Origin of the sequence: Sandarakinorhabdus limnophila DSM 17366 (assembly GCF_945882885.1) — a bacterium.
Taxonomy (GTDB): domain Bacteria; phylum Pseudomonadota; class Alphaproteobacteria; order Sphingomonadales; family Sphingomonadaceae; genus Sandarakinorhabdus; species Sandarakinorhabdus limnophila_A.
In genome coordinates this window covers 1-20,018 of sequence record NZ_CAMCWT010000047.1, presented here as the reverse complement: position 1 = coordinate 20,018, position 20,018 = coordinate 1, and the positions used below count along the sequence as shown (strand labels likewise).

Here is a 20,018-nt window from a genome sequence, read left to right as displayed (position 1 = left end):
CCGGCCTGGCCCTGATCCGCGCCGCCGAGCAGGTGACGGAGAGCAACAATTTCTCCAGCGCGCATGCAACCTTTCTCACGCCCGAACAGCAGATCATGTTCCGCGATGCCGGCTGGCTGATCCGCACCGGCGAGCAGTTCCACTGGCAGAATGAGAATTATCGCGACTTCCAGGACTTCCTTGGCGCCCTCTCCTCCTCGCGCCGCAAGATGATCCGCAAGGAGCGTGAGCGCGCGCTGGCCGGCCTGGAGATCGTGCATCTCACCGGCAACGCCATCACGGAAGGCCATTGGGATGCCTTCTGGACGTTCTATCAGGACACCGGCGCCCGCAAATGGGGCCAGCCCTACCTGAAACGCAGTTTCTTCAGCCTCATCGGCGAGGCAATGGGCAGCCGCGTGCTGCTGATGCTGGCGCTGCGGGGTGGCAAACCCGTCGCCGGCGCACTCAACTTCATCGGCGATGAGTGCCTCTACGGCCGTTACTGGGGCTGCACCGAAGAGGTGCCCTTCCTGCATTTCGAGCTGTGCTATTATCAGGCCATCGAATGGGCCATTGCCAATGGCCGCGCCCGGGTTGAGGCCGGCGCGCAAGGGCAGCACAAGCTGGCGCGCGGCTATCGGCCCACGCCAGTGATCTCTGCGCATTACATCCCCAACCCCGGATTCCGGCAGGCCGTGGCCGATTATCTCGCCCGCGAAACCCAGGCGGTGATCGAGGAAATCGAATATCTGGATCAACATGGCCCGTACAGGCAGCCGCAAGCCTGATCCGTGCTAGGGTAACTCATGCGACTCATGCTTCTGCTTGCCGTGCTGGCCACCCCCGCTGCTGCCACCGAGGTGGTTCGCCTGTCTGACGCGCAGCGCGAGGCGGCAATCGCGGCGGCGGCCAATGGCCCCGAACGAACCCCGGTCCTCACCCCTGAACAGGCCAAGCGGCAATCGGTGCTCGATCGCTCACTTTATCCGGAATTTTATCAGGATGGCGGCGGCGCCGTACTGGATCGCAAGGTGCATGGCGAAATGAGCATGTTTGCCGGCAGCGGCGGCACCTTCGGCGTGAGCGGTACCGCAATGGTGCCGGTGGGTGAAACCGGCACTGCTGCGCTTTCAGTGATGCAGGGCACCAGCCGCTGGGGCGGGATTTCGGGTTTCGGGTTCGGCTACACCAGCGGTGATGCGCAGAACAATATGATCATCGGCAACAGTTTCGGCGGCTATGGCGGCCATGGCGGCTATGGTGCCTTTGGCGGCCCCTGGACCACCCCTTATGTTCAGGCCTGGCAGCCCGCCCTGCGGATGCGGCGGCGCTAAATCGGCTGCCCTGCGGCATCGATCCACAGATCATCCGGCAACGTCCGCACCCGCAAGCAGCGGCGGCCGTCTTCGGTGTAGGTGATGATATCGGTGGGCGCACGCGTGCCCACCACCAGCAGGCGCGCCGGCTGATCGCTCGCATTTTCAAGATGATGCCCGGCGGCCACCCCGGCCGCAAAGGTCGCGGCATCGCCGGGCTGCATCGGCGTAACCACCCCGCCTTCGTGCAGCATCAAATGGCCGTCGAGCAGCAACAGCATCTCGTCTTCATGGGCATGCCAGTGGTTGCGTGACGTGGATGCCCCCGGCGGGATGGTCTGAATGAGCGCGCCGAGCTGTTCGAGCCCATCTGGCCCGCTGATCCACTGCGACCGGATGGTGCCGCCGGGCGCATCCTCATTCTCGGTTAGCATCGCGTCCGGCCTGATCAGCGGCATGGGTCAATCCCTCAGTGCAGGGCAATATTGTCGATCAGCCACATTGTGCCGATCACGCCGGCCACCATCAGCCGTGCACCCGGCGCCGAGGTGCCCAGGCTGTGCAGCGTCTCGCCATCAACAAGTTCCAGATAATCCAGCCGCCTGAAACCGGCAGACTTGACGGTGCGCTGACCGGCGGCCAGCGCTGCAGCCACCGGCATGCCATTCAGGATAGCTTGCCGCGTCGCCTGCAGCGCCTGCGGCAGCACCAGCGCGCGGCTCCGTTCGTCGGCGGAAAGATGGGCGTTGCGGCTGGACAGGGCGAGCCCGTCATCATCCCGCACGATCGCGCAGCCGTGGATTTCCGTGCCGATGTCCAGATCGGCTGCCATGCGCTTGACGATGGCCAGTTGCTGCCAGTCCTTCTCGCCAAACACCGCCGCATCGGCCTGTGCGGCACTCAGCAGCTTCGCCACCACGGTCGCCACGCCGTCGAAATGCCCCGGCCGTACCCGGCCGCACAGCAGATCAGGCAGGCCGCCCACCCGCACGAAGCTGGCAAAGCCCGGCGGATACATGGTGGCGACATCGGGGGCGTAAAGCAGGCTGCACCCTTAGCCCGCCAGCTTCACGGCATCGCCGGCTTCATCACGCGGATAGCGGGCAAGATCCTCGTTCGGCCCGAACTGCTTGGGATTCACGAAGATCGACGCGACCACGACATCGGCCAGTGTGAGGCCTTTCGTCACCAGTGCCAGATGGCCAGCGTGCAGCGCGCCCATTGTCGGCACGAAGGCGACACGCTTGCCCGCGGCCTGCCAGGCCCGCACCTAGGCGCGCAATTCGGCGGGCGTTCGCAGGGTGGGCAGTGTGTTGGTCATGCAATCTTCACCAAGGAGCACCCGCAAGGGGCGTTGACAGGCAGGCGGCGCTGTGGGCGATACGGAACCACAGTGCAAGCCAGAACAAGGGATAATCGTGACTGCTCATGTGATCGTGCTCGCCAATGAAAAGGGCGGCACCGGCAAATCGACCACCGCCGTGCATATCGGCGTTGCTCTGGCACTTGCCGGCAAGCAGACCGCGCTGATCGATCTCGACAGCCGCCAGCGCACCTCCACCCGCTATCTGGAAAACCGCTGGAACCACGCCCAGCGCCACGGCATCACGCTGCCCGGCCCGGCTGCGGTTGTGGTGGCCGATGGCGACGGCGCCGAAGCCGAACTGGCGATGCGCTTCCAGCAGGCGCGCGGCCAAGATTTCATCGTGGTTGATTCGCCCGGCCGCGATTCGGCGCTGGCCCGCGCCGCCATGGCCCATGCCGACACGCTGGTGACACCAATCAACGACAGTTTCGTCGATTTCGATCTGATCGGCGAAGTGGACGGCGACACATTCGAAGTGAAGAAGCCCAGCTTCTATGCCGAAATGGTCTGGGAAGCCCGCACCCGCCGTGCCCGTGAAGAAAGCCGCCCGATGGATTGGGTGGTGCTCAGGAATCGCCTCTCCACGCTTGATGCCCGCAACAAGCAGCGAGTGGGCGCGGCACTGGAAACCCTGTCGAAACGCATTGGTTTCCGCGTGCTGCCCGGCCTTTCGGAGCGCGTGATCTTCCGCGAATTCTTCCCAAGCGGGCTCACCCTGCTTGATCGCGCCGCGCTCACCGATTTCTCACTCTCCCTCGTTGCCGCCCGCAACGAATTGCGCGCCCTCATCGCCGGGCTGAACCTGCCCGGCGGGATCGAGATGGCAGCCTGATGGGCCTTGCCCTGATCGTCGTGCTCGGGCTCGCCTGGTGGCTGTACCAGAAGGGCCGGCTGCTGCCCAATCTGATGCTGTATGGCGGTCTTGGTGTCGCCGGCCTGCTGGCCGTTCGCTTCCTCTCCAGCGGTCGTTTTGTGCCGGCCGCACTGGTTGCGGCGGGCGGCTGGGCGTGGTGGATGTGGAATCAGCAGGGTGGACAGGCCAACGGCGAACTGGCGCAGGCCGCGCAGCTGCTCGGCGTTGCACCCGATGCCCCGTCCGAAACCATCTGGCAGGCGTGGCGCCAGGCGATGACCAGCGCCCACCCCGATGCCGGCGGCACGTCCGAAGCCGCCCAGGCCCTCACCGCCGCACGCGACCTGCTGATCATGGCGGCCGAAAAGCGCCGGGAATCAGCGGACTGAGCGCCTGATGGCCGGCCACAACTTCCATCCCAGCCTGCTGCGCGCCTACGATATTCGCGGCATCGTGGGCGACACCCTGACCGAGGACGACGCCACCGCCGTTGGCCGCAGCTTTGGCACCATGCTACGCCGCGCTGGCGGCCGCACCGTCTGCCTGGGCCGGGATGGCCGCGTGAGCAGCCGCGGCCTGGCCAACGCCGTTGCGGGCGGGTTGATGGCGGCCGGCTGCGATGTGATAGATATCGGCCTCGGCCCCTCGCCGATGCTGTATTTCAGCGTGTTCGAAATGCGCGCCGATGCCGGCCTGATGGTCACTGGCAGCCACAATCCGCCCGATTGGAACGGCATCAAGATGATGCGCAGCAGCGGACCCTTCCATGGTGCCGATATTCAGGCGCTTGGCACCATGGCAGCAGCGGGCGATTGGGAGACTGGCGTCGGTTCAGCCCGCACGGCTGATATCATGGATCGCTATGTCGAAGCGATGCTGGCCGATTTTCGCGGAAGCGCCTTCACCATCGCCTGGGATTGCGGCAACGGCGCCGCCGGCCCGGTGGTCGAACGGCTGACCCGTCTACTGCCCGGCACCCATCATCTGCTGTTCAGCGACGTGGATGGCCGCTTCCCCAATCACCACCCCGATCCCACGGTGGAAGCCAATCTGGCCGATCTGAAACGCGTGGTGCGCGAGCAGGGCTGCGATTTCGGCGTCGCCTTCGATGGCGATGCAGACCGGATCGGCGCGGTCGACGGCCAGGGCCGCGTGGTGTGGGGCGATGAGCTGCTGGCCCTGTTGGCCGAACCGGTGCTGCGTGAACTGCCCGGCAGCACCATCATTGGCGACATCAAGGCCAGCCAGGCCCTGTTCGATCGCATCGCCGCGCTGGGCGGCGTGCCCGACATGTGGAAGGGCGGCCACAGCCTGATGAAGGCCCGCCTGCTGGAACTGAACGCGCCGCTGGCCGGCGAAATGAGCGGCCACATCTTCTTCGCCCACCGCTGGCATGGCGTGGACGATGGCATATTGGCCGCCGTTCGCCTGATCGAGGCGGTGGCGGCACTGGGCGGCTCGCTTACAGCGCTGAAAGACTCGATGCCGGCGATGATCAACACGCCCGAATTCCGCTTCCCCTGCCCCGAAACGCGCAAGTTCGCCGTCGTTGCCGAGGTGCTGGCCCGGCTGAAGGCTGAGGGCGCCCGCGTAAACGAGATCGACGGCGCCCGCGTGATGCGCGCCGATGGCTGGTGGCTGCTGCGCGCGTCCAACACGCAGGACGTGCTCACCGCGCGGGTTGAAGCCAAGGATGCCATCGCCTTGGCCCGGCTGCTGGCCGAACTGAATCAGCAGCTTGCCCTGTCCGGCGTGGAGCCCGTCGCCGCCAGCCACTGACGGAGCGGGGCAACACACCCCTTCCCCCACTGCCGCCAATCACCTAAGCGGCTAAACATGAGCATATGGGCGACTTTGGCCGGCACGGCACTGGGCCTGGTGATCGGCGGCCCCTTGGGGGCGCTGGCCGGCGCGGCGGCGGGCGGTGCCGTGGATGCAATGCGGGCCCGCGCCACCAACCCGGAACGCCGCCGCGTCGCCTTCTCCATCGCCGCCATCGCACTCGCCGCCAAGATGGCCAGCGCCGATGGCAATGCCAGCGCCGCCGAATTCGCCACCTTCCAGCGCCTGTTTCACGTCGATCCAAGCGAAGCCGGCAATGCGCGGCGCTTCTATGATCTGGCCAAGGGATCGATGGCGGGTTTCCAGGCCTATGCCATCCAGGCTGCCGATCTGCTCGGGCAGGGTTCAGCCACGCTTGAGGATCTGCTCGATGCGCTGTGGATGATTGCGGCGGTGGATGGCTTTCACGAAGCCGAACTGGCCTTTCTGGGCGAAGTCGCCACCATCCTGGGCTTTGATGAAGCAGCACAAGCCCGTACCCGCCGCCGCCACCTCGCGCCGGCGGCCGATGATCCGTGGGCAGTTCTGGGCGTGGAACCCGGTGCCGATGCCGCCGCGCTGCGCGCCGCCTATCATGCACTGGTGAAACGCTATCACCCCGATCGCGCGCTGGCTGAAGGCGTGCCGTCCGAATTCATCCGCGTGTCGGAACTCAGAATGGCCGATATCAACGCCGCCTATGACCGGCTGACAGGACGGCGGCGATGAAACCCCTGCATCTTGCCATGATCCTCGCCATCGATGTGGTGTGGGGCTGCAACATCGTTGCCGTGAAGGAAGGCGTGATGAGCGCCGGGCCGTTCACGGCCGTTCTGCTGCGCTATGTCGTCGCCACAGCCGTCTGCCTGCCGTTCCTGCGCTGGCTGCCGGGGCGGATGGGGCTGATCCTGCTGGCCGGTTTTGTGTCCGGAGCGTTGTTCATGTCGCTGGGCGCTGTGAGCTTCGCGCTGGCCGACAATATCTCGGCCCTGTCCATCGTCGGGCAATTGGGCGTGCCGTTCAGCCTGATCCTCGCCGTCATCTTCATGAAGGAGGAAATCCGTTGGCCGCGCATCACCGCCATCGCCATCTGCTTCATGGGAGTGGTGGTGATGGGCTTTGATCCGGCGATCGCCAGTGAACGCATCGGCATCCTGCTCACGGTTGGCGCGGCGCTCAGCTGGGCGGCAGGCAACCTGTTGTTCCGAAAGCTGCAGGGCGTGTCGGTGCTGGTCATCCACGGTTGGCTCGGCATCGTTGCCATTCCGATCATGGCAACGCTGGCCTGGACGTTTGAGCCCGCCAAACTCGCCGCCATCCCCGAACTGCCGCTCAGCACCTGGGGCTGGATCGCCTATTCGGGCCTCATGTCCAGCATTGTCGGCCACGGCGGGATGACCTGGCTGTTCCAGCGTTACCCGGTCGCGGTCGTCTCGCCGCTCACCTTGCCGACGCCGCTGATCTCGGTCGCCATCGCGGTGGCGGTGTATGACACGCCGATCACCGGCCAGATGATGGTGGGCGGGCTCTTGACGCTGGTTGGCGTCGCCATCGTCACCATCCGCACCGCGCAACGCCGCGACAGCGACATGCCGGTGGAGCCAACATGATTCAGCGCGCCAGCCCCAATTTCAACGACCGGCAACTGCCGATCGGCATGGTGGTACTGCACTACACCGGCATGCAGAGCGGCGCCGAAGCCATCTACTGGCTGGCCAACCCGCAGTCCGGCGTTTCCGCCCATTATGTCGTCGCCGAAGACGGTACGGTGCTGAAAATGGTGGATGAGTCCAAGCGCGCCTGGCACGCCGGCCGCAGCTGGTGGCGCGGCGTGACGGACGTGAACAGCGCCAGCATCGGCATCGAGATCGTCAACCCCGGCCACGAATTCGGCTATGTCCCCTTCCCCACCACGCAGATAGACGCGGTGCACGCGCTGGTCGCCGAAATCTGCGCCCGCCACGCCATCTTGCCCGCCAATGTGGTGGGCCACAGCGACATCGCCCCCACCCGCAAGGAAGACCCCGGCGAATTGTTCGACTGGCCCCGCCTCGCCCGCGCCGGCCTTGCTGCCGCGCCAAAGCCCTGCATGGACCCGAACTGGGCCGACATGGGCTTCATGGCCGCGCTCGGCCGTTATGGCTATGATGTGTTTGCACCGCTTGAGGCCGTCATCGCCTTCCAGCGCCACCACCGCCCGGCGCGGTTCGACGGCATGATCGATGCGGAAACACGCACGATCCTGCGCGGGCTGCTGCTGGCGGAAGGGCTGTAAAAAAGCGGCCAGTGCCCGAGGGAGCACCGGCCGTGAGAGTTCCGCCGATGGTCCAACAGGGGGAAGGCCACCGTATTTGCGGGCGCTGGCAGGGCTGCCAGCCAGCGGGCCGGTGAAATTAGAGGCCGGCCCGATGCGTAAGTTATGCAGTCAGCGCACCAACATTGCAAGTCTGTAATGTTGATCTGCGCCGATTTTCACACTGCGCCAGGCTTGCGCGCGCCCAGCGGCAGATCATGGCCGCCAAAGTCCAGGGTGGACTTGGAAATCACGCTGCCCAGCGCATCGACGATCAGGCGCAGGCGGCGCTTGTCGGTGGCGAAGGTGAAACGGAAGGTGCCGAAATCCTCATCCACGCCGGCTTCCACCCACGAGGTGATGAGGCGGCCAGCCAGCATCGGCTGCACCTGCTCGGGCTGAAGCTTCAACCCCTCGGCGATGGTTTCCGCCGAGACGGTGAAACTCTCACAACTGCCTTCGATCTCGATCATGCCGCTGCCTGTGGCGCGAATCGCCGCGTCATGGCAATGGCAAAGCGCGACCACGTCGTTGGGCGACCGCGTCAGGTGCAAATCTGCCGAGGAAAGTCCGGGCTCCACGGAACGCGGTGCCGGGTAACACCCGGCGGTTCGGGGAAACCCGGATCAGGGACAGTGCCACAGAGAAGAGACCGCCGATGGCTCTGGCAACAGAGGACAGGCAAGGGTGAAACGGTGCGGCAAGAGCGCACCGCGCGATGGGCAACCAAAGCGGCACGGCAAACCCCACCGGGAGCAAGACCGAATAGGGATGGCGCGCATGTTTCGGCATGCAGGGCAGGAACCGGCCCAGTCATCCGGGTTGGTTGCTGGAGGCGGCGGGTAACCGCCGTCCGAGAGGAATGGTCGCCCAGGGGTGCAAACCCTGGACAGAACCCGGCTTACAGGCGACGTGGTCCTTTCTGCCCGCAACGCGCAAGCGTTGCGGGCAGATGCTTCATGGGCCGCATCCATCAGCCGCTCCGCAGCAATGCCACCCCCGCGTCGCGCTCGAACAGATACAACAGCACCCGCGCCGCCTGCCCCCGCGCCCCATCCAACCCGCCATCGCGATCAAGCAGCAACCGCCCATCGTCGCGCGCCATGGTGACAAACTTCTGCACGCGTTCGGGATCGGCAAAACGAAACGCCTCCTCCCCCGATTGCCGCGTGCCCAATATCTCGCCGGCGCCGCGCAGGCGCAGATCCTCCTCGGCAATCCGGAAGCCATCGTTGGTTTCGCGCATCAGCTTCAGCCGGCTGCGTGCGGTCTCCGAAAGCTCCTCGCCGCGCAGCAGCATGCACACGCTCTGCCCACTGCCGCGCCCAACACGCCCGCGCAACTGGTGCAACTGCGCCAGGCCAAACCGCTCCGCTGCCTCGATGATCATCAGCGTGGCATTGGGCACATCCACCCCCACCTCGATCACCGTCGTCGCCACCAGCACGGCCAGCCGCCCGGCAGCGAAATCGGCCATCACAGCATCCTTGTCTGGCCCCTTCATCTTGCCGTGGACAAGGCCAACACGCCCTTCCCCCAGCCGCCCTTTCAGGAACGCCGCGCGGGTGGTCGCTGCAGCTTCGTCCGCATCCTCGGTGCCATCGACAAGCGGACACACCCAATAGGCCTGCCCACCGCCTTCGACATGGCGGGCAAGGCCTGCGGCGACATCCTCGAAGCGGGCGGTCACCCGCGTTTCGATGGGCTGGCGACCGGGCGGGCGCTCGTCGATCTGGCTCTGATCCATTTCGCCAAAGCGCGTGAGCGCAAGGCTGCGCGGAATCGGCGTCGCGGTCATCGCCAGCACGTGCGGCGGCACCCGGCCCTTGTTGGCCAGCATCAACCGCTGGGCAACGCCAAAGCGGTGCTGTTCATCCACCACCACCAGGCCCAGATCATAATAGGCGACCGCTTCCTGGAAGATGGCGTGGGTCCCAACCAGGATATCGATCCGGCCCGCTGCCAGATCAGCGAGCAACGCCTCGCGCGCCTTGCCCTTGTCGCGGCCGGTAAGCAGTTCGATCCGCACCGGCAGACCAGCGGCGACCTTGGTCAATGTCGCATGATGCTGTCGGGCGAGGATTTCTGTCGGCGCCAGCAAGGCCGCCTGCGTTCCCGCTTCCACCGCGGTGAGCATGGCGATCAGGCCGACCATCGTCTTGCCCGAACCCACGTCGCCCTGCAGCAGCCGCAGCATCGGTTGAGCCTGCGCCATGTCGCCGGTGATTTCGCCGATCACGCGATTTTGCGCATTGGTCAGTTGCCACGGCAGGCTGGCGATCAACGGCTGCACCAACCGGCCGTTGCCCGCCAATGCCCGCCCGCGCCGCGCCCGCGTATCGGCCCGCACCAGCAGCAGCGCCAACTGATTGGCCAGCAATTCGTCATAGGCCAGCCGGTCGCGCCCCCCTTCCATGCGGTGCGCGGCGTGGAGCGATTCGGTGAACGATGCCCAACCGTAGCGTTCGATGACACTCGGCTCGATCCACTCGGCCAAAGCCGGAACGCGCGTCAGCGCCTCGCCAACCAACTGCCCCATGCGGCGGTTGGTGACGCCTTCGGTCAGCGGATAGACCGGCTCGCGCAAGCCGGGCGGTGCAGCGCTGTCCATCGCCAGCACTTCCGGATGGGCGATCTGCAGTTTCTGACCGAACCGATCCAGCTTGCCGATCACCCGCTTTTCGACGCCGATCGGCAGCTTGGTCTGCGCCCAGTTGGCGGTCTGGCCAAAGAAGGTCAAGTCCACCCATTGGCCGCCGCGATCCACCGCCGCCACGCGCAACGGGCTGCGCGGGCCGCCGCGCTCGTGGCGGGCCGGCGTCAGCGGCACCACCACCGGCCGGCCAACAAGGCTTTCGTCCAGCGTGTCCACCGCCAGCCGGTCGATCACCATCGTCGGCAGGTGGAACGCCAGGTCGAGCGCCCGCGTGATCTTCAGTCGCGCCAATTGCCGCACCTGCGCCGAACCGACGCCCTTCAGCGCGGCCACTTCGGCGAACAGGGGGTTGAGGATGGCAGGGCGCATGATATGGCACCGTTGATAGCACCGCGCTGGCCGTTTGAAACGCCCGCGCGGCATATCTGTTTGAAGGTGCAGGCGATGAACGACAACGATATCGACCCGTGGGACCTGCGTATCCGCAAGGCCAAGTATCGCGGCTCGCATCGCGGCACCAAGGAATCCGATCTGGTGGTGGGCGGTTTCTTCGACCGCTACCACGCCAGCTGGACCGAAGCCGATCTGGCCTGGTTCGAACAACTGCTGGAGGAACAGGATGTCGATATCCTGGCTTGGGCGTTCGGCACCGCCGCCGTGCCGGCCCGGCTGGACGGCGAGCAGATGCAGCTGCTGAAGAAACTCGATTATGTCGAAGTAACGAAATGATCGATCTGCCGCGCTTCGTCGAAGCCGCGCGGCCGGTGACGCTGGCGCGCTGTGCCGGCGGTTATCTGCCATGGCTGATGGCCGACGTGGCGCGCGCCGCCAAGGGCCGGGCCTGGTTCATTGCGGCTGATGAAGCGCAGGCCCGCAGCGTTGCGGAAGCCGCCGCCTATTTCGCACCCGAAATCGCCATCACCATGCTGCCGGCCTGGGATTGCCTGCCCTATGACCGCGCCTCACCATCGCTGAAGGCCGCCGCCGAACGCGTCGCGGCGCTGGCGGCACTGGCAGAACCACAGCGGGGCGCCGAACTCGTCGTCACCACCGTCAACGCCATCAGCCAGCGCTGCCTGCCCCCCGCCCGCATCGCCAGCCTGTCGGCGCGGCTGAAGCCCGGCAGCCGCATCGATCGCAACAGCCTGGCGCTGAAACTGGCGGCCAATGGCTTTGTGCGTGTCGATACCGTGGTGGAGCCGGGCGAATATGCCCTGCGCGGCGGCCTGGTGGACGTGATGCCATCCGGCGAGGAGTTCGCGCTGCGGCTCGATTTCTTCGGCGACGAGATTGAATCCATTCGCCGTTTCGATCCCGCCACCCAGCGCAGCTTGGGCCCGGCGGACGGCTTTGACCTGCTGCCGGTCTCCGAAGTGCTGCTCGATGCCGACCGCATCCGCGCCTTCCGTTCGGGCTGGCTGGAAAAATTCGGCGCCACCGCCACCGGCGATCCGCTCTACGAAGCCGTCAGCGACGGGCGCCGCCTGGCCGGCATGGAACATTGGCTGCCGCTGTTCGAACCCGATCTCGTCACCCTGTTCGATTGGCTGGCTGCCGATGATGTGGTGGTGCGCGATGCGGGCGCGGACAAGGCCGCGGCTGACCGTTTCGACGCCATCAGCGATTATCACGAGAACCGCGTTTCCGCGTTGAGCCAGAAAAAGGGCAGCTACCGCCCGCTGGCGCCCGCCGCGCTCTACCTGTCGCGCGAGGAGTGGGCCGAGCGGCTCACCGCCCACGCCGTCCACGGCACCAGCTCGCACAGCGTTGCGCCCGGCACCTTGTTCGCTATCGATTGCGACGCCGTTCCGGCGCGCGATTTCGCGCCGGAACGCGTGGCGCAGGCCAATGGCGGCCCGCCGGTCTACACCGCGATCAAGGCCCATATCGAGGATCGCCGTGCTGACGGTGACCGGGTGATTTTGGCCAGCTACTCCAACGGCGCGCGCGAAAGGCTGCGCGGCCTGCTTGTCGATGAAGGCGTCGAACGCCTCGTCACCGCCGATCACTGGCAGGAAGCCCAAGGCCTCGCCGCTGCCGGCCAGATCGTGCTCACCGTACTGCCGCTTGATCACGGCTTCACCAAGATTGACCCGCGCGGGCCGCTGACCCTGCTCACCGAGCAGGACATGCTGGGTGACCGCCTGGTCCGCAAGGCGCGTTCAGCGCGCAAGGCCGATGCCTTCCTCGCAGAACTGGCGATGCTCACGCCCGGCGATTTGATCGTCCACCGCGATCACGGCATCGGCCGCTACGACGGGCTGATGGCCATCGCCATCGGCGGCAAACCGCATGATTGCGTGGCGCTCACCTATGACGGCGGCGACAAGCTGTATGTCCCGGTCGAGAATATCGACGTCCTCACCCGTTACGGCAGCGATTCTGAAGGTGTCGGCCTCGACAGATTGGGCGGCGTCGCCTGGAGCACGCGCAAGGCGCGGATGAAAAACCGCATCCGCGAGATTGCCGGCGAATTGCTGGCCACCGCGGCGGCACGCGCCCTGCGTGAAGGCGAACCGGTGCAGATCGACAGCCGCGGCATGGCGGCCTTCGTTGACCGCTTCCCCTATGCCGAAACCGATGATCAGCTCAAAGCCATTGCCGACGTGGTCGAGGATCTCACCTCCGGCCGCCCGATGGACCGGCTGGTCTGCGGCGATGTCGGCTTCGGCAAGACGGAAGTCGCCCTGCGTGCGGCCTATGCTGCCGCCATGTCCGGGGTGCAGGTGGCGGTGGTGTGCCCCACCACCCTGCTGGCGCGGCAACATAATCAGAGCTTCCGCGAACGCTTCACCGGCCTTCCACTTGAAGTACGGCACCTGTCGCGGCTGGTGAATGCCGCCGACGCCAAATCCTGTCGCGAAGGCCTGGCCGACGGAACAGTGGATATCGTCATCGGCACCCACGCCGTGCTGGCCAAATCGATCGAGTTCAAACGGCTGGGGCTGGTCGTCGTGGATGAGGAACAGCGCTTTGGCGTCGTCCACAAGGAACGGCTGAAGGCGCTCAAGGCCGATGTGCACATGCTCACGCTCACCGCCACGCCGATCCCGCGCACGCTGCAGATGGCACTCACCGGCCTGCGCGAAATGTCGATCATCGCCACCCCACCGGTCGATCGCCTGGCCGTGCGCACCTATGTGAGCCCATTTGATGAAGTGGTGATCCGCGAGGCGCTGCTGCGCGAGCATTATCGCGGCGGGCAAAGCTTCTTCGTGGTGCCGCGCATCGCCGATCTCGCTGATATCGAACAATTCCTGCGCGAACAGGTGCCGGAAGTGAAGCCGATCACCGCCCACGGCCAGATGGCGCCATCTGAAGTGGAAGAGCGGATGAGCGCCTTCTACGACAAGCGCTATGACGTGCTGCTCTCCACCACCATTATCGAAAGCGGCCTCGACATCCCGTCGGCCAACACGCTGATCGTCCACCGCGCCGATCGGTTTGGCCTCGCCCAGCTCTACCAGATCCGCGGCCGCGTGGGGCGCGGCAAGACCCGCGCCTATGCCTATCTCACCACCGCCGCCGGGCAGACCATCACCGAAGGCGCCGAAAAGCGGCTGCAGGTGCTCTCACAGCTCGATACGCTCGGCGCCGGCTTCCAACTGGCCAGCCACGATCTCGATCAGCGCGGCGCCGGTAACCTGTTGGGCGACGAACAATCGGGCCATATCAAGGAGATCGGCTTCGAACTTTACCAGTCGATGCTGGAAGAGGCGATTCTGGAAGCCCGCGCCGAAGCCGCCGGCATGAAGCCGCCCGCCGAAGCATTCAGCCCCCAGATCACCGCCGAAGTGCCGATCCTGATCCCTGATCATTATGTGCCCGACTTGAACGTGCGCATGGCGCTCTATCGCCGCCTCAACGAGATCGACAACCGCGCCGGCATCGACAGCCTCGCCGCCGAGATCATCGACCGCTTCGGCAAGCTGCCATCGGAAGTCGAAAACCTGCTCTCCGTCATCGAAATCAAGCAAGCCTGCATCACCGCCGGCATCGCCAAGCTGGAAGCCGGCCGCAAGGGCGGGCTGGTGACGTTCCGCGACGACCGCTTCGCCAACCCCGATGCGCTGATGGATTATATCGCCCGCCTTGGCGAACGGGCAAAAGTGCGGCCGGATCAGAAACTCTTCATCGCCGCCGAGTGGGGCGATGACCGCACACGGTTGAAAGGCGCGCTGGCCATCGCATCGGCCCTGAGCAAGCTCGCGGCCGGCGCAAAGCTGAAACCCGTGGCGAAACCGGCAGCAAAGCCGCTGCCGCCGCCGAAAGCGCCGATGCGGCCGGCGGTGTTCAAATCGAAGTTCGGCAAAAGATAGGAAGAAGTGGCCTCCGGCGGGCAGGGACGAGTCCCTGCCCGCCGGAGGCCACTCTACCTTACGCCACGCTGCTCTTGGATTTGCGGCGGTTGCAGAAGGCCGTGAGCGCTGTCTGGTCAAGCGGCGGGGCGACGCAATAGCCCTGCACCCATTGGCAGCCGGCGGCGCGGGCGGCGGCGAGTTGCACGTCGTCCTCGATGCCTTCGGCCACCACGGTGAGGCCGAGGCGGCGGGCGGTGGCGATCATGCCTTCCACCACGATTCGTTCGCGTTCGTTCCCCGTCAGGCCTTGTGCAAAACTACGATCAAGCTTGATCGTGTCCACCGGCAGGCGGGCAAGGCGGGCAAGGCGGGCAAGGCTGGAATAACCGGCACCGAAATCATCCAGCGCGATGCCCACCCCGTCGCGACGCAGCAGGGAGAGGGTGGCGGCGGCGGCGTCGAGATCGTTGATGATGGCTTCTTCGGTCACTTCGATCACCAGCCGGCGCGGCGATAGCCCCGAAGAGGCAAGATCCTTCGCCAGCGAAGCGATGAATTCCGGATCGGCCAGATCGGCGGCGGTCACGTTCAGCGAAATCTTCAGATTGGCCAGCGCCCCGGTCCAGGCTGCGGCGGTGGCAATGGCACGCGAACGAATGTGACGACCAACGGCCAGCGCCAGTTCGGCCGATGCCGCTGTTTCCAGCAGGGTCACGGCCGAAAGCCGGCCATGCAGCGAGTGATCCCAGCGCGACAGCGCCTCCACCCCGCCCACCACGCCATCAGACAGGCTGGCTTGCGGCTGGAACAATATGGTGATGCCGCCATCCTTCAGCGCGCCGAACAGATCGGATTCCAGATCGGCGCGCCGGGCCAGCGCCTCGCGGTCGCTTTCCTGGTGGAAGCGGGCGACGGCGCCGGGTTCACGCCCGCGCGCATCGGAAAGGGCGATGGAGGCTTCGCGCAGCAAGGCGGTGGCCACGCTGGCTGGATCGCCATCCATGCTGCCATCATCCCAGGCGATGCCGGCGCGGCCCGAAACATGGGTCAGGCGATTATCGATGGCAAAGGGCCGTTCAAAGCCGCGCAGCATCTGGCGGGCCAGTCGTTCCAATTTGTCGGCAGCACCGGCACCCGAGATACCGATTGCGTATTCCGCCGCGGTCAGGCGTGACAGCAGGCGCAATTCACCGCTGGGCGTCCGGGAATCGGCAATCGGCCCCAGTCGTCGCGCGATTACCGCGAGCAGACGATCGGCGACATCGCGGCCATAGATGGTGTTGATCTGGGCAAAGCGGCCGACCCCGATGACAATCACCCCGCACGGGATTTCCGCTGCCCGCTGTTCGGCCAGCCAGTTTTGCAGGCGTTCGGCGCTGGCCAGGCCCGTCAACCGGTCTACCTGGCTGGAATCCGGCGGCAAGGGCGCAGCGGCGGCGGCGGCCAGGCGATCGGCATGGCGACCGGCCAGGTGCAGCGCCGTTGAAAAACTGTCGGACCCGAAGGGGGAGACCATCACCGATGTCGCGCCGGCATCGCGGGCGGCGCCAGCGGCATCGGCATCATTGCGGGAGAGCAGCACCAGCATGGCACCGCGCCGGCCTTCCACCGCCGGGCCCAACGCCTGCGCCACGGCCAGACCTGCCGCTAATGCGCCGCGTGCATCCACCACCACCACCCGCACCGGTTCGGCGGCAAAGCGGCCGGCAGCCAGTTCGGGGCGGCGTTCCACCCGCGGGGCCTGGCCAGCAGACGCAACAAGAGCCGCCACGTCATCCGCGTAGCGGGGTGATACGATTAAAACCGGCTCGGCGTGGACTTGTAACGGTTTTGTGTCGGTCACCTGAGCGTTTAGAGCTCGCAGCAGGAGACCGACGACATGATGAAGCATTCCGAAGAGTTCAAGCAGGAGGCGGTGAGGCGGTGCGGATTGCGCTGACCAGCGGGCTATCGCGTGAGCGCGTGGCCAAGGATTTGGGCATTGGTAAATCGACGCTGGGCAAGTGGATTTCGCAATACCGGCCGACTGATCTGCTAGCAACGCCGCAGGCAGATCTGGCCCGCGAGAACGAGCGGCTTCGCCTTGAGAACCGCGTGCTCAAGGAGGAGAGGGACATCCTAAAAAAGGCCACACAGTTCTTCGCGAGCCAGCGGCCGTGAGGTTTGCGTTCGTGGAGAGCTGGCGCCATATCTGGCTAGTCGAGACGATTTGCCGGGTGATGCAGATCAGCACGCGCGGCTATCGTTCATGGAGGTCACGACCGGTCAGTCAGCGTTCCCGCACGGACATGATGGTGCTGGCCCACATCCGGGAGCAATACAGCCTGAGCCTGGGCAGCTATGGTCGTCCTCGCATGACGATGGAACTCAAAGAGGCGGGCTTCGCTGTCGGTGAGCGCCGTGTCGGACGGCTGATGCGCCTCAACGGGATCAAGCCGGTCCGCACCCGCAGACACAAGGTCACCACCGACAGCAACCACCGCCTGGGTGTCGCGGCGAACTGGCTCGACGGGGACTTTGTTGCCGCTGCGCCCAACCAGAAGTGGGCCGGCGACATCACCTATATCTGGACGTCGGAAGGCTGGCTCTACCTGGCTGTCATTCTTGATCTGCATAGCCGCCGTGTGGTGGGCTGGGCCGTCAGCGACAGAATGAAGAAGGATCTGGCCATCCGTGCACTCGATATGGCGGTGCGGCTGCGTAATCCACCGCCAGACTGCCTTTTCCACTCGGATCGCGGCAGCCAGTATTGCTCCTACGATTATCAGAAAAAGCTGCAGGCCTACGGCCTGCGGCCATCAATGAGTGGCAAGGGCAATTGCTATGACAACTCCGCCGTGGAGACGTTCTTCAAATCCTTGAAGGCTGAACTCATCTGGCGGCAGAAATGGCCAAACCGGCGTCAGGCTGAGACTGCCATCTTCCAATACATCAACGGGTTCTACAACACCCGCAGGCGCCATTCATACCTGGGCGGCATTAGCCCGCTCACATTCGAAGCCAAGGTGGCATAGTGAGATAGGTGACCGGCACAAAACCGTTACAAGTCCAGCGTTCATTGCGCCCATGACGTCCAGAACCTGCCCCTGCTGAACGCTCTACACTGCATGCTTTGATGACGTTCTACTCTGTGCCTGTCCAGCCCGACAATCAAGCGGCCGAAGCGTTAATGCGAAAAGCGCTTGCCAACCGATGCAGCCGTGCCACAGGCTCGGCTCATGTTTGGCGAAGGCAACAGCCCGGTGAGCGCACCGGAACGGCCGCTGGTCGATCCGTTCGGCCGCGCCATTACTTATCTGCGTGTCTCGGTCACCGATCGCTGCGATTTCCGGTGTGTCTATTGCATGGCCGAAGACATGACCTTCCTGCCCAAGAACGAAGTGTTGAGCCTGGAGGAGATCGACCGCATCGCCAGCGCCTTCATCCGGCGCGGCACCCGCAAGCTGCGGCTGACCGGCGGCGAGCCATTGGTGCGGCGTGGCATCATCGATCTGGTGAACAGCCTTGGCCGACACCTGAAGACGGGCGCACTCGAAGAACTCACGCTCACCAGCAATGGCAGCCAGATGGCGCGCCATGCCGAGGCGCTGTTTGCCGCTGGGGTGCGCCGCGTCAACATCAGCATCGACACGCTGGACGCTGAAAAATTCGCCCGCATAACCCGCTGGGGCCGCCTGCCCCAGGTGCTTGATGGCATCGCGGCTGCCACGGCCGCCGGGCTGAAGGTGAAACTCAACACCGTGGCACTGGCCCATGAAAATGCCGACGAAATCGAAGCGCTGATGCAGTTCGCCGCTGCCGGTGGCCATGATTTGACGCTGATCGAAACCATGCCGCTGGGCGAGATCGGCGAGGACCGGGTGGACCAGTATCTGCCGCTGTCGCGCGTGCGCCACGATCTGGCGCAGCGCTACACGCTCACCGATCTGCCGCACCGCACCGGTGGCCCGGCGCGCTATGTCCATGTTGAGGAGCTTGGCTTGCAACTGGGCTTCATCACGCCGCTCACGCACAACTTCTGCGAAAGCTGCAACCGCGTGCGGCTGACGGCGACCGGGCAGCTGTTCATGTGCCTGGGCCAGGAAGACCAGGCCGATCTGAAATCCGTGATCCGCCGGACTGGAACGGACGACGCCGCCATCGACGCCGCGCTGGATGAAGCCATCAGCCGCAAACCCAAGGGCCATGATTTCGTGATCGACCGGCGCGGCGCGCGGCCTGCCGTGGCCCGCTACATGAGCCTGACCGGCGGCTGAGGACGACAAGACAATGAAGCTCGCGCTTATCGTTTCCGACAGTCAGGTCGCTCGCGCGGCCGGCGACGCGCTGCGGGCAAAGTACGATTTCGTCCCAGTGCGCGAGGCCGATGTGGTGGTGGCGCTGGGCGGCGATGGCCATCTTCTGCACTGCCTGCACGAAGCCATGACGCTGAAGGCGCCCAAGCCGATGTTCGGCATGAACCGCGGCACGGTGGGTTTCCTGATGAACGATTTCAAGGCGACGAAACTGGAAGACCGGGTGGCCGCCGCCAAGCCGTTCGTTCTCCACCCGCTGCAGATGACCGCTACGGCGACGTCGGGCGAAACCGTCACCCACCCGGCCATCAACGAGGTGTCGCTGCTGCGCGAAACCCGCCAGACCGCCAAGATCGGCATCATCATCGACGGCAAGACACGGATGGAAGAATTGATCTGTGACGGCGTGCTGGTGGCGACGCCGGCCGGCTCCACCGCCTACAATTTGTCTGCGAATGGCCCGATCCTGCCATTGGAAGCCGATCTCCTCGCCCTCACCCCGATCTCCCCGTTCCGGCCCCGGCGCTGGCGCGGCGCGCTGTTGCCTTCGGCCAGCGTGATCGAATTCGAGGTGCGCGAAGCCGCCAAGCGCCCGGTGTCGGCCGTCGCCGATCAGATGGAAGTACGCGACGTTTCCCATGTGAAGGTGGCGATCAACCGCAGCATCAGCCTCACCCTGCTGTTCGACCCCGAATACGCGCTGGACGACCGCATCAGCCTGGAACAGTTCGCATCCTGATTTTATGCCTTGGCAAGCTCCCCTGCCGCCGCTAAATGAGCCTGCCCACGCTGTTCCTCGGTAGCTCAGCGGTAGAGCATTCGACTGTTAATCGAATGGTCGTAGGTTCGATCCCTACCCGGGGAGCCAGCGTGGGAAGTTACTGGCTTGATATTGCACTGATTTTTATCAGGTGCCCCAGCCCGTTCCCCAAATTGTTCCCCAAATATTCCCCGTCAGCACCTATGGCTCAGATTTGAGGTTGTGATTTAGAGCGATTTTCGATCAGTCTGGATCATAGCCGCACGATGTGAAGTAGTTTGCGCATTCGTTTGGCTTGAAGATATCGACGAGCCTGCCGATCAGGTCCCAGAGGCCGTTCACGGTCCGCTCACCGATCTTTCTGAGCATGGCCTT

Annotated in this window: 17 protein-coding genes, 1 tRNA gene, 1 other RNA gene and 2 pseudogenes; 15 read left to right on the top strand and 6 right to left on the bottom strand. The window is 65.1% G+C overall.

Annotated elements, in window-relative coordinates:
* Both Q7O19_RS10540 and Q7O19_RS10535 read left to right on the top strand, forming a co-directional pair.
* A partial coding sequence (locus tag Q7O19_RS10540; protein WP_303810447.1) for a GNAT family N-acetyltransferase occupies positions 1-770 on the top strand: 770 nt, incomplete at its 5' end.
* 18 nt (positions 771-788) lie between these two features.
* Positions 789-1,316 (top strand): hypothetical protein, encoded by a 528-nt coding sequence (locus tag Q7O19_RS10535; protein ID WP_303810445.1) that lies wholly within the window; start codon positions 789-791, stop codon positions 1,314-1,316.
* Here the strand turns inward: Q7O19_RS10535 and Q7O19_RS10530 are convergent.
* Together Q7O19_RS10530 and panC are read right to left on the bottom strand one after the other, a co-directional pair.
* The gene (locus tag Q7O19_RS10530) at positions 1,313-1,756 is read right to left on the bottom strand and encodes a cupin domain-containing protein (protein WP_303810443.1); all 444 of its coding nucleotides are present in this window, start codon (positions 1,754-1,756) and stop codon (positions 1,313-1,315) included. The genes Q7O19_RS10535 and Q7O19_RS10530 overlap by 4 nt on opposite strands.
* A gap of 11 nt (positions 1,757-1,767) precedes the next feature.
* Positions 1,768-2,568 (bottom strand): annotated as a pseudogene (gene panC, locus Q7O19_RS10525) (pantoate--beta-alanine ligase).
* Between the two features lie 148 nt (positions 2,569-2,716).
* On the opposite strand from panC, the gene Q7O19_RS10520 reads away from it, so the two are divergent.
* Genes Q7O19_RS10520 through Q7O19_RS10495 form a run of 6 tightly spaced genes read left to right on the top strand, consistent with a single transcriptional unit; the run spans position 2,717 to position 7,613 of the window.
* A complete protein-coding gene (locus tag Q7O19_RS10520; protein ID WP_303810441.1) occupies positions 2,717-3,496 on the top strand; it encodes a division plane positioning ATPase MipZ in 780 nt (259 codons plus the stop codon).
* Entirely contained in the window at positions 3,496-3,906 is a 411-nt protein-coding gene (locus tag Q7O19_RS10515; protein WP_303810440.1) for a hypothetical protein, read from the top strand. The genes Q7O19_RS10520 and Q7O19_RS10515 overlap by 1 nt, the downstream gene beginning before the upstream one ends.
* A gap of 7 nt (positions 3,907-3,913) precedes the next feature.
* On the top strand, positions 3,914-5,296 hold the full coding sequence (pgmG, locus tag Q7O19_RS10510; protein ID WP_303810438.1) for a phosphoglucomutase/phosphomannomutase PgmG: 1,383 nt from the start codon (positions 3,914-3,916) through the stop codon (positions 5,294-5,296).
* 57 nt (positions 5,297-5,353) lie between these two features.
* On the top strand, positions 5,354-6,067 hold the full coding sequence (locus Q7O19_RS10505) for a DnaJ family molecular chaperone (protein WP_303810437.1): 714 nt from the start codon (positions 5,354-5,356) through the stop codon (positions 6,065-6,067).
* On the top strand, positions 6,064-6,948 hold the full coding sequence (locus tag Q7O19_RS10500) for a DMT family transporter (RefSeq protein WP_303810435.1): 885 nt from the start codon (positions 6,064-6,066) through the stop codon (positions 6,946-6,948). Before Q7O19_RS10505 ends, Q7O19_RS10500 begins: the two co-directional genes overlap by 4 nt.
* A complete protein-coding gene (locus Q7O19_RS10495) occupies positions 6,945-7,613 on the top strand; it encodes an N-acetylmuramoyl-L-alanine amidase (RefSeq protein WP_303810434.1) in 669 nt (222 codons plus the stop codon). Before Q7O19_RS10500 ends, Q7O19_RS10495 begins: the two co-directional genes overlap by 4 nt.
* A 197-nt stretch (positions 7,614-7,810) precedes the next feature.
* Here the strand turns inward: Q7O19_RS10495 and Q7O19_RS10490 are convergent, their stop codons facing one another.
* On the bottom strand, positions 7,811-8,104 hold the full coding sequence (locus Q7O19_RS10490; protein ID WP_303810432.1) for a DUF6522 family protein: 294 nt from the start codon (positions 8,102-8,104) through the stop codon (positions 7,811-7,813).
* A 50-nt stretch (positions 8,105-8,154) separates the two neighbouring features.
* Between Q7O19_RS10490 and rnpB the strand changes: the two genes are divergently transcribed.
* Positions 8,155-8,551, top strand: an RNA gene (gene rnpB, locus Q7O19_RS10485) — RNase P RNA component class A.
* Positions 8,552-8,604: 53 nt separating this feature from the next.
* Here the strand turns inward: rnpB and recG are convergent.
* Positions 8,605-10,656 (bottom strand): ATP-dependent DNA helicase RecG, encoded by a 2,052-nt coding sequence (recG, locus tag Q7O19_RS10480; protein WP_303810431.1) that lies wholly within the window; start codon positions 10,654-10,656, stop codon positions 8,605-8,607.
* A gap of 3 nt (positions 10,657-10,659) precedes the next feature.
* Between recG and Q7O19_RS10475 the strand changes: the two genes are divergently transcribed.
* Positions 10,660-11,016, top strand: a complete 357-nt coding sequence (locus tag Q7O19_RS10475) for a succinate dehydrogenase assembly factor 2 (protein WP_368492109.1) — start codon at positions 10,660-10,662, stop codon at positions 11,014-11,016.
* On the top strand, positions 11,013-14,606 hold the full coding sequence (mfd, locus tag Q7O19_RS10470) for a transcription-repair coupling factor (protein WP_303810430.1): 3,594 nt from the start codon (positions 11,013-11,015) through the stop codon (positions 14,604-14,606). Before Q7O19_RS10475 ends, mfd begins: the two co-directional genes overlap by 4 nt.
* Positions 14,607-14,664: 58 nt before the next feature.
* Here mfd and Q7O19_RS10465 read toward each other — a convergent pair whose 3' ends face one another.
* Positions 14,665-16,359: a GGDEF domain-containing phosphodiesterase gene (locus tag Q7O19_RS10465; RefSeq protein WP_303810429.1), complete on the bottom strand. Its 1,695-nt coding sequence runs from the start codon at positions 16,357-16,359 to the stop codon at positions 14,665-14,667.
* A 152-nt stretch (positions 16,360-16,511) separates the two neighbouring features.
* Here Q7O19_RS10465 and Q7O19_RS10460 point away from each other — a divergent pair.
* From Q7O19_RS10460 to Q7O19_RS10445, 4 genes are all read left to right on the top strand, one after another.
* A protein-coding gene (locus Q7O19_RS10460) for an IS3 family transposase (RefSeq protein WP_303810427.1) occupies positions 16,512-17,602 on the top strand; the annotation gives its coding sequence in 2 pieces (ribosomal slippage) (positions 16,512-16,707 and positions 16,707-17,602; 1,092 coding nt in all).
* Positions 17,603-17,806: 204 nt separating this feature from the next.
* The gene (moaA, locus tag Q7O19_RS10455; RefSeq protein ID WP_303810425.1) at positions 17,807-18,844 is read left to right on the top strand and encodes a GTP 3',8-cyclase MoaA; all 1,038 of its coding nucleotides are present in this window, start codon (positions 17,807-17,809) and stop codon (positions 18,842-18,844) included.
* A 13-nt stretch (positions 18,845-18,857) separates the two neighbouring features.
* Entirely contained in the window at positions 18,858-19,622 is a 765-nt protein-coding gene (locus Q7O19_RS10450) for an NAD kinase (protein ID WP_303810423.1), read from the top strand.
* 54 nt (positions 19,623-19,676) lie between these two features.
* Positions 19,677-19,751 (top strand) — tRNA-Asn (locus tag Q7O19_RS10445).
* 135 nt (positions 19,752-19,886) lie between these two features.
* Here the strand turns inward: Q7O19_RS10445 and Q7O19_RS10440 are convergent.
* A pseudogene (locus Q7O19_RS10440) lies at positions 19,887-20,018 on the bottom strand (IS630 family transposase); the annotation flags it as partial.

Coding starts and splice junctions, on each gene's coding strand:
- recG (WP_303810431.1), bottom strand. CDS start 10,656: ATGCGCCCTGCCATCCTCAACCCCCTGTTCGCCGAAGTGGCCGCGCTG.
- pgmG (WP_303810438.1), top strand. CDS start 3,914: ATGGCCGGCCACAACTTCCATCCCAGCCTGCTGCGCGCCTACGATATT.
- Q7O19_RS10535 (WP_303810445.1), top strand. CDS start 789: ATGCGACTCATGCTTCTGCTTGCCGTGCTGGCCACCCCCGCTGCTGCC.
- Q7O19_RS10495 (WP_303810434.1), top strand. CDS start 6,945: ATGATTCAGCGCGCCAGCCCCAATTTCAACGACCGGCAACTGCCGATC.
- Q7O19_RS10475 (WP_368492109.1), top strand. CDS start 10,660: ATGGCACCGTTGATAGCACCGCGCTGGCCGTTTGAAACGCCCGCGCGG.
- Q7O19_RS10450 (WP_303810423.1), top strand. CDS start 18,858: ATGAAGCTCGCGCTTATCGTTTCCGACAGTCAGGTCGCTCGCGCGGCC.
- mfd (WP_303810430.1), top strand. CDS start 11,013: ATGATCGATCTGCCGCGCTTCGTCGAAGCCGCGCGGCCGGTGACGCTG.
- moaA (WP_303810425.1), top strand. CDS start 17,807: ATGTTTGGCGAAGGCAACAGCCCGGTGAGCGCACCGGAACGGCCGCTG.
- Q7O19_RS10490 (WP_303810432.1), bottom strand. CDS start 8,104: ATGATCGAGATCGAAGGCAGTTGTGAGAGTTTCACCGTCTCGGCGGAA.
- Q7O19_RS10505 (WP_303810437.1), top strand. CDS start 5,354: ATGAGCATATGGGCGACTTTGGCCGGCACGGCACTGGGCCTGGTGATC.
- Q7O19_RS10515 (WP_303810440.1), top strand. CDS start 3,496: ATGGGCCTTGCCCTGATCGTCGTGCTCGGGCTCGCCTGGTGGCTGTAC.
- Q7O19_RS10500 (WP_303810435.1), top strand. CDS start 6,064: ATGAAACCCCTGCATCTTGCCATGATCCTCGCCATCGATGTGGTGTGG.
- Q7O19_RS10530 (WP_303810443.1), bottom strand. CDS start 1,756: ATGCCGCTGATCAGGCCGGACGCGATGCTAACCGAGAATGAGGATGCG.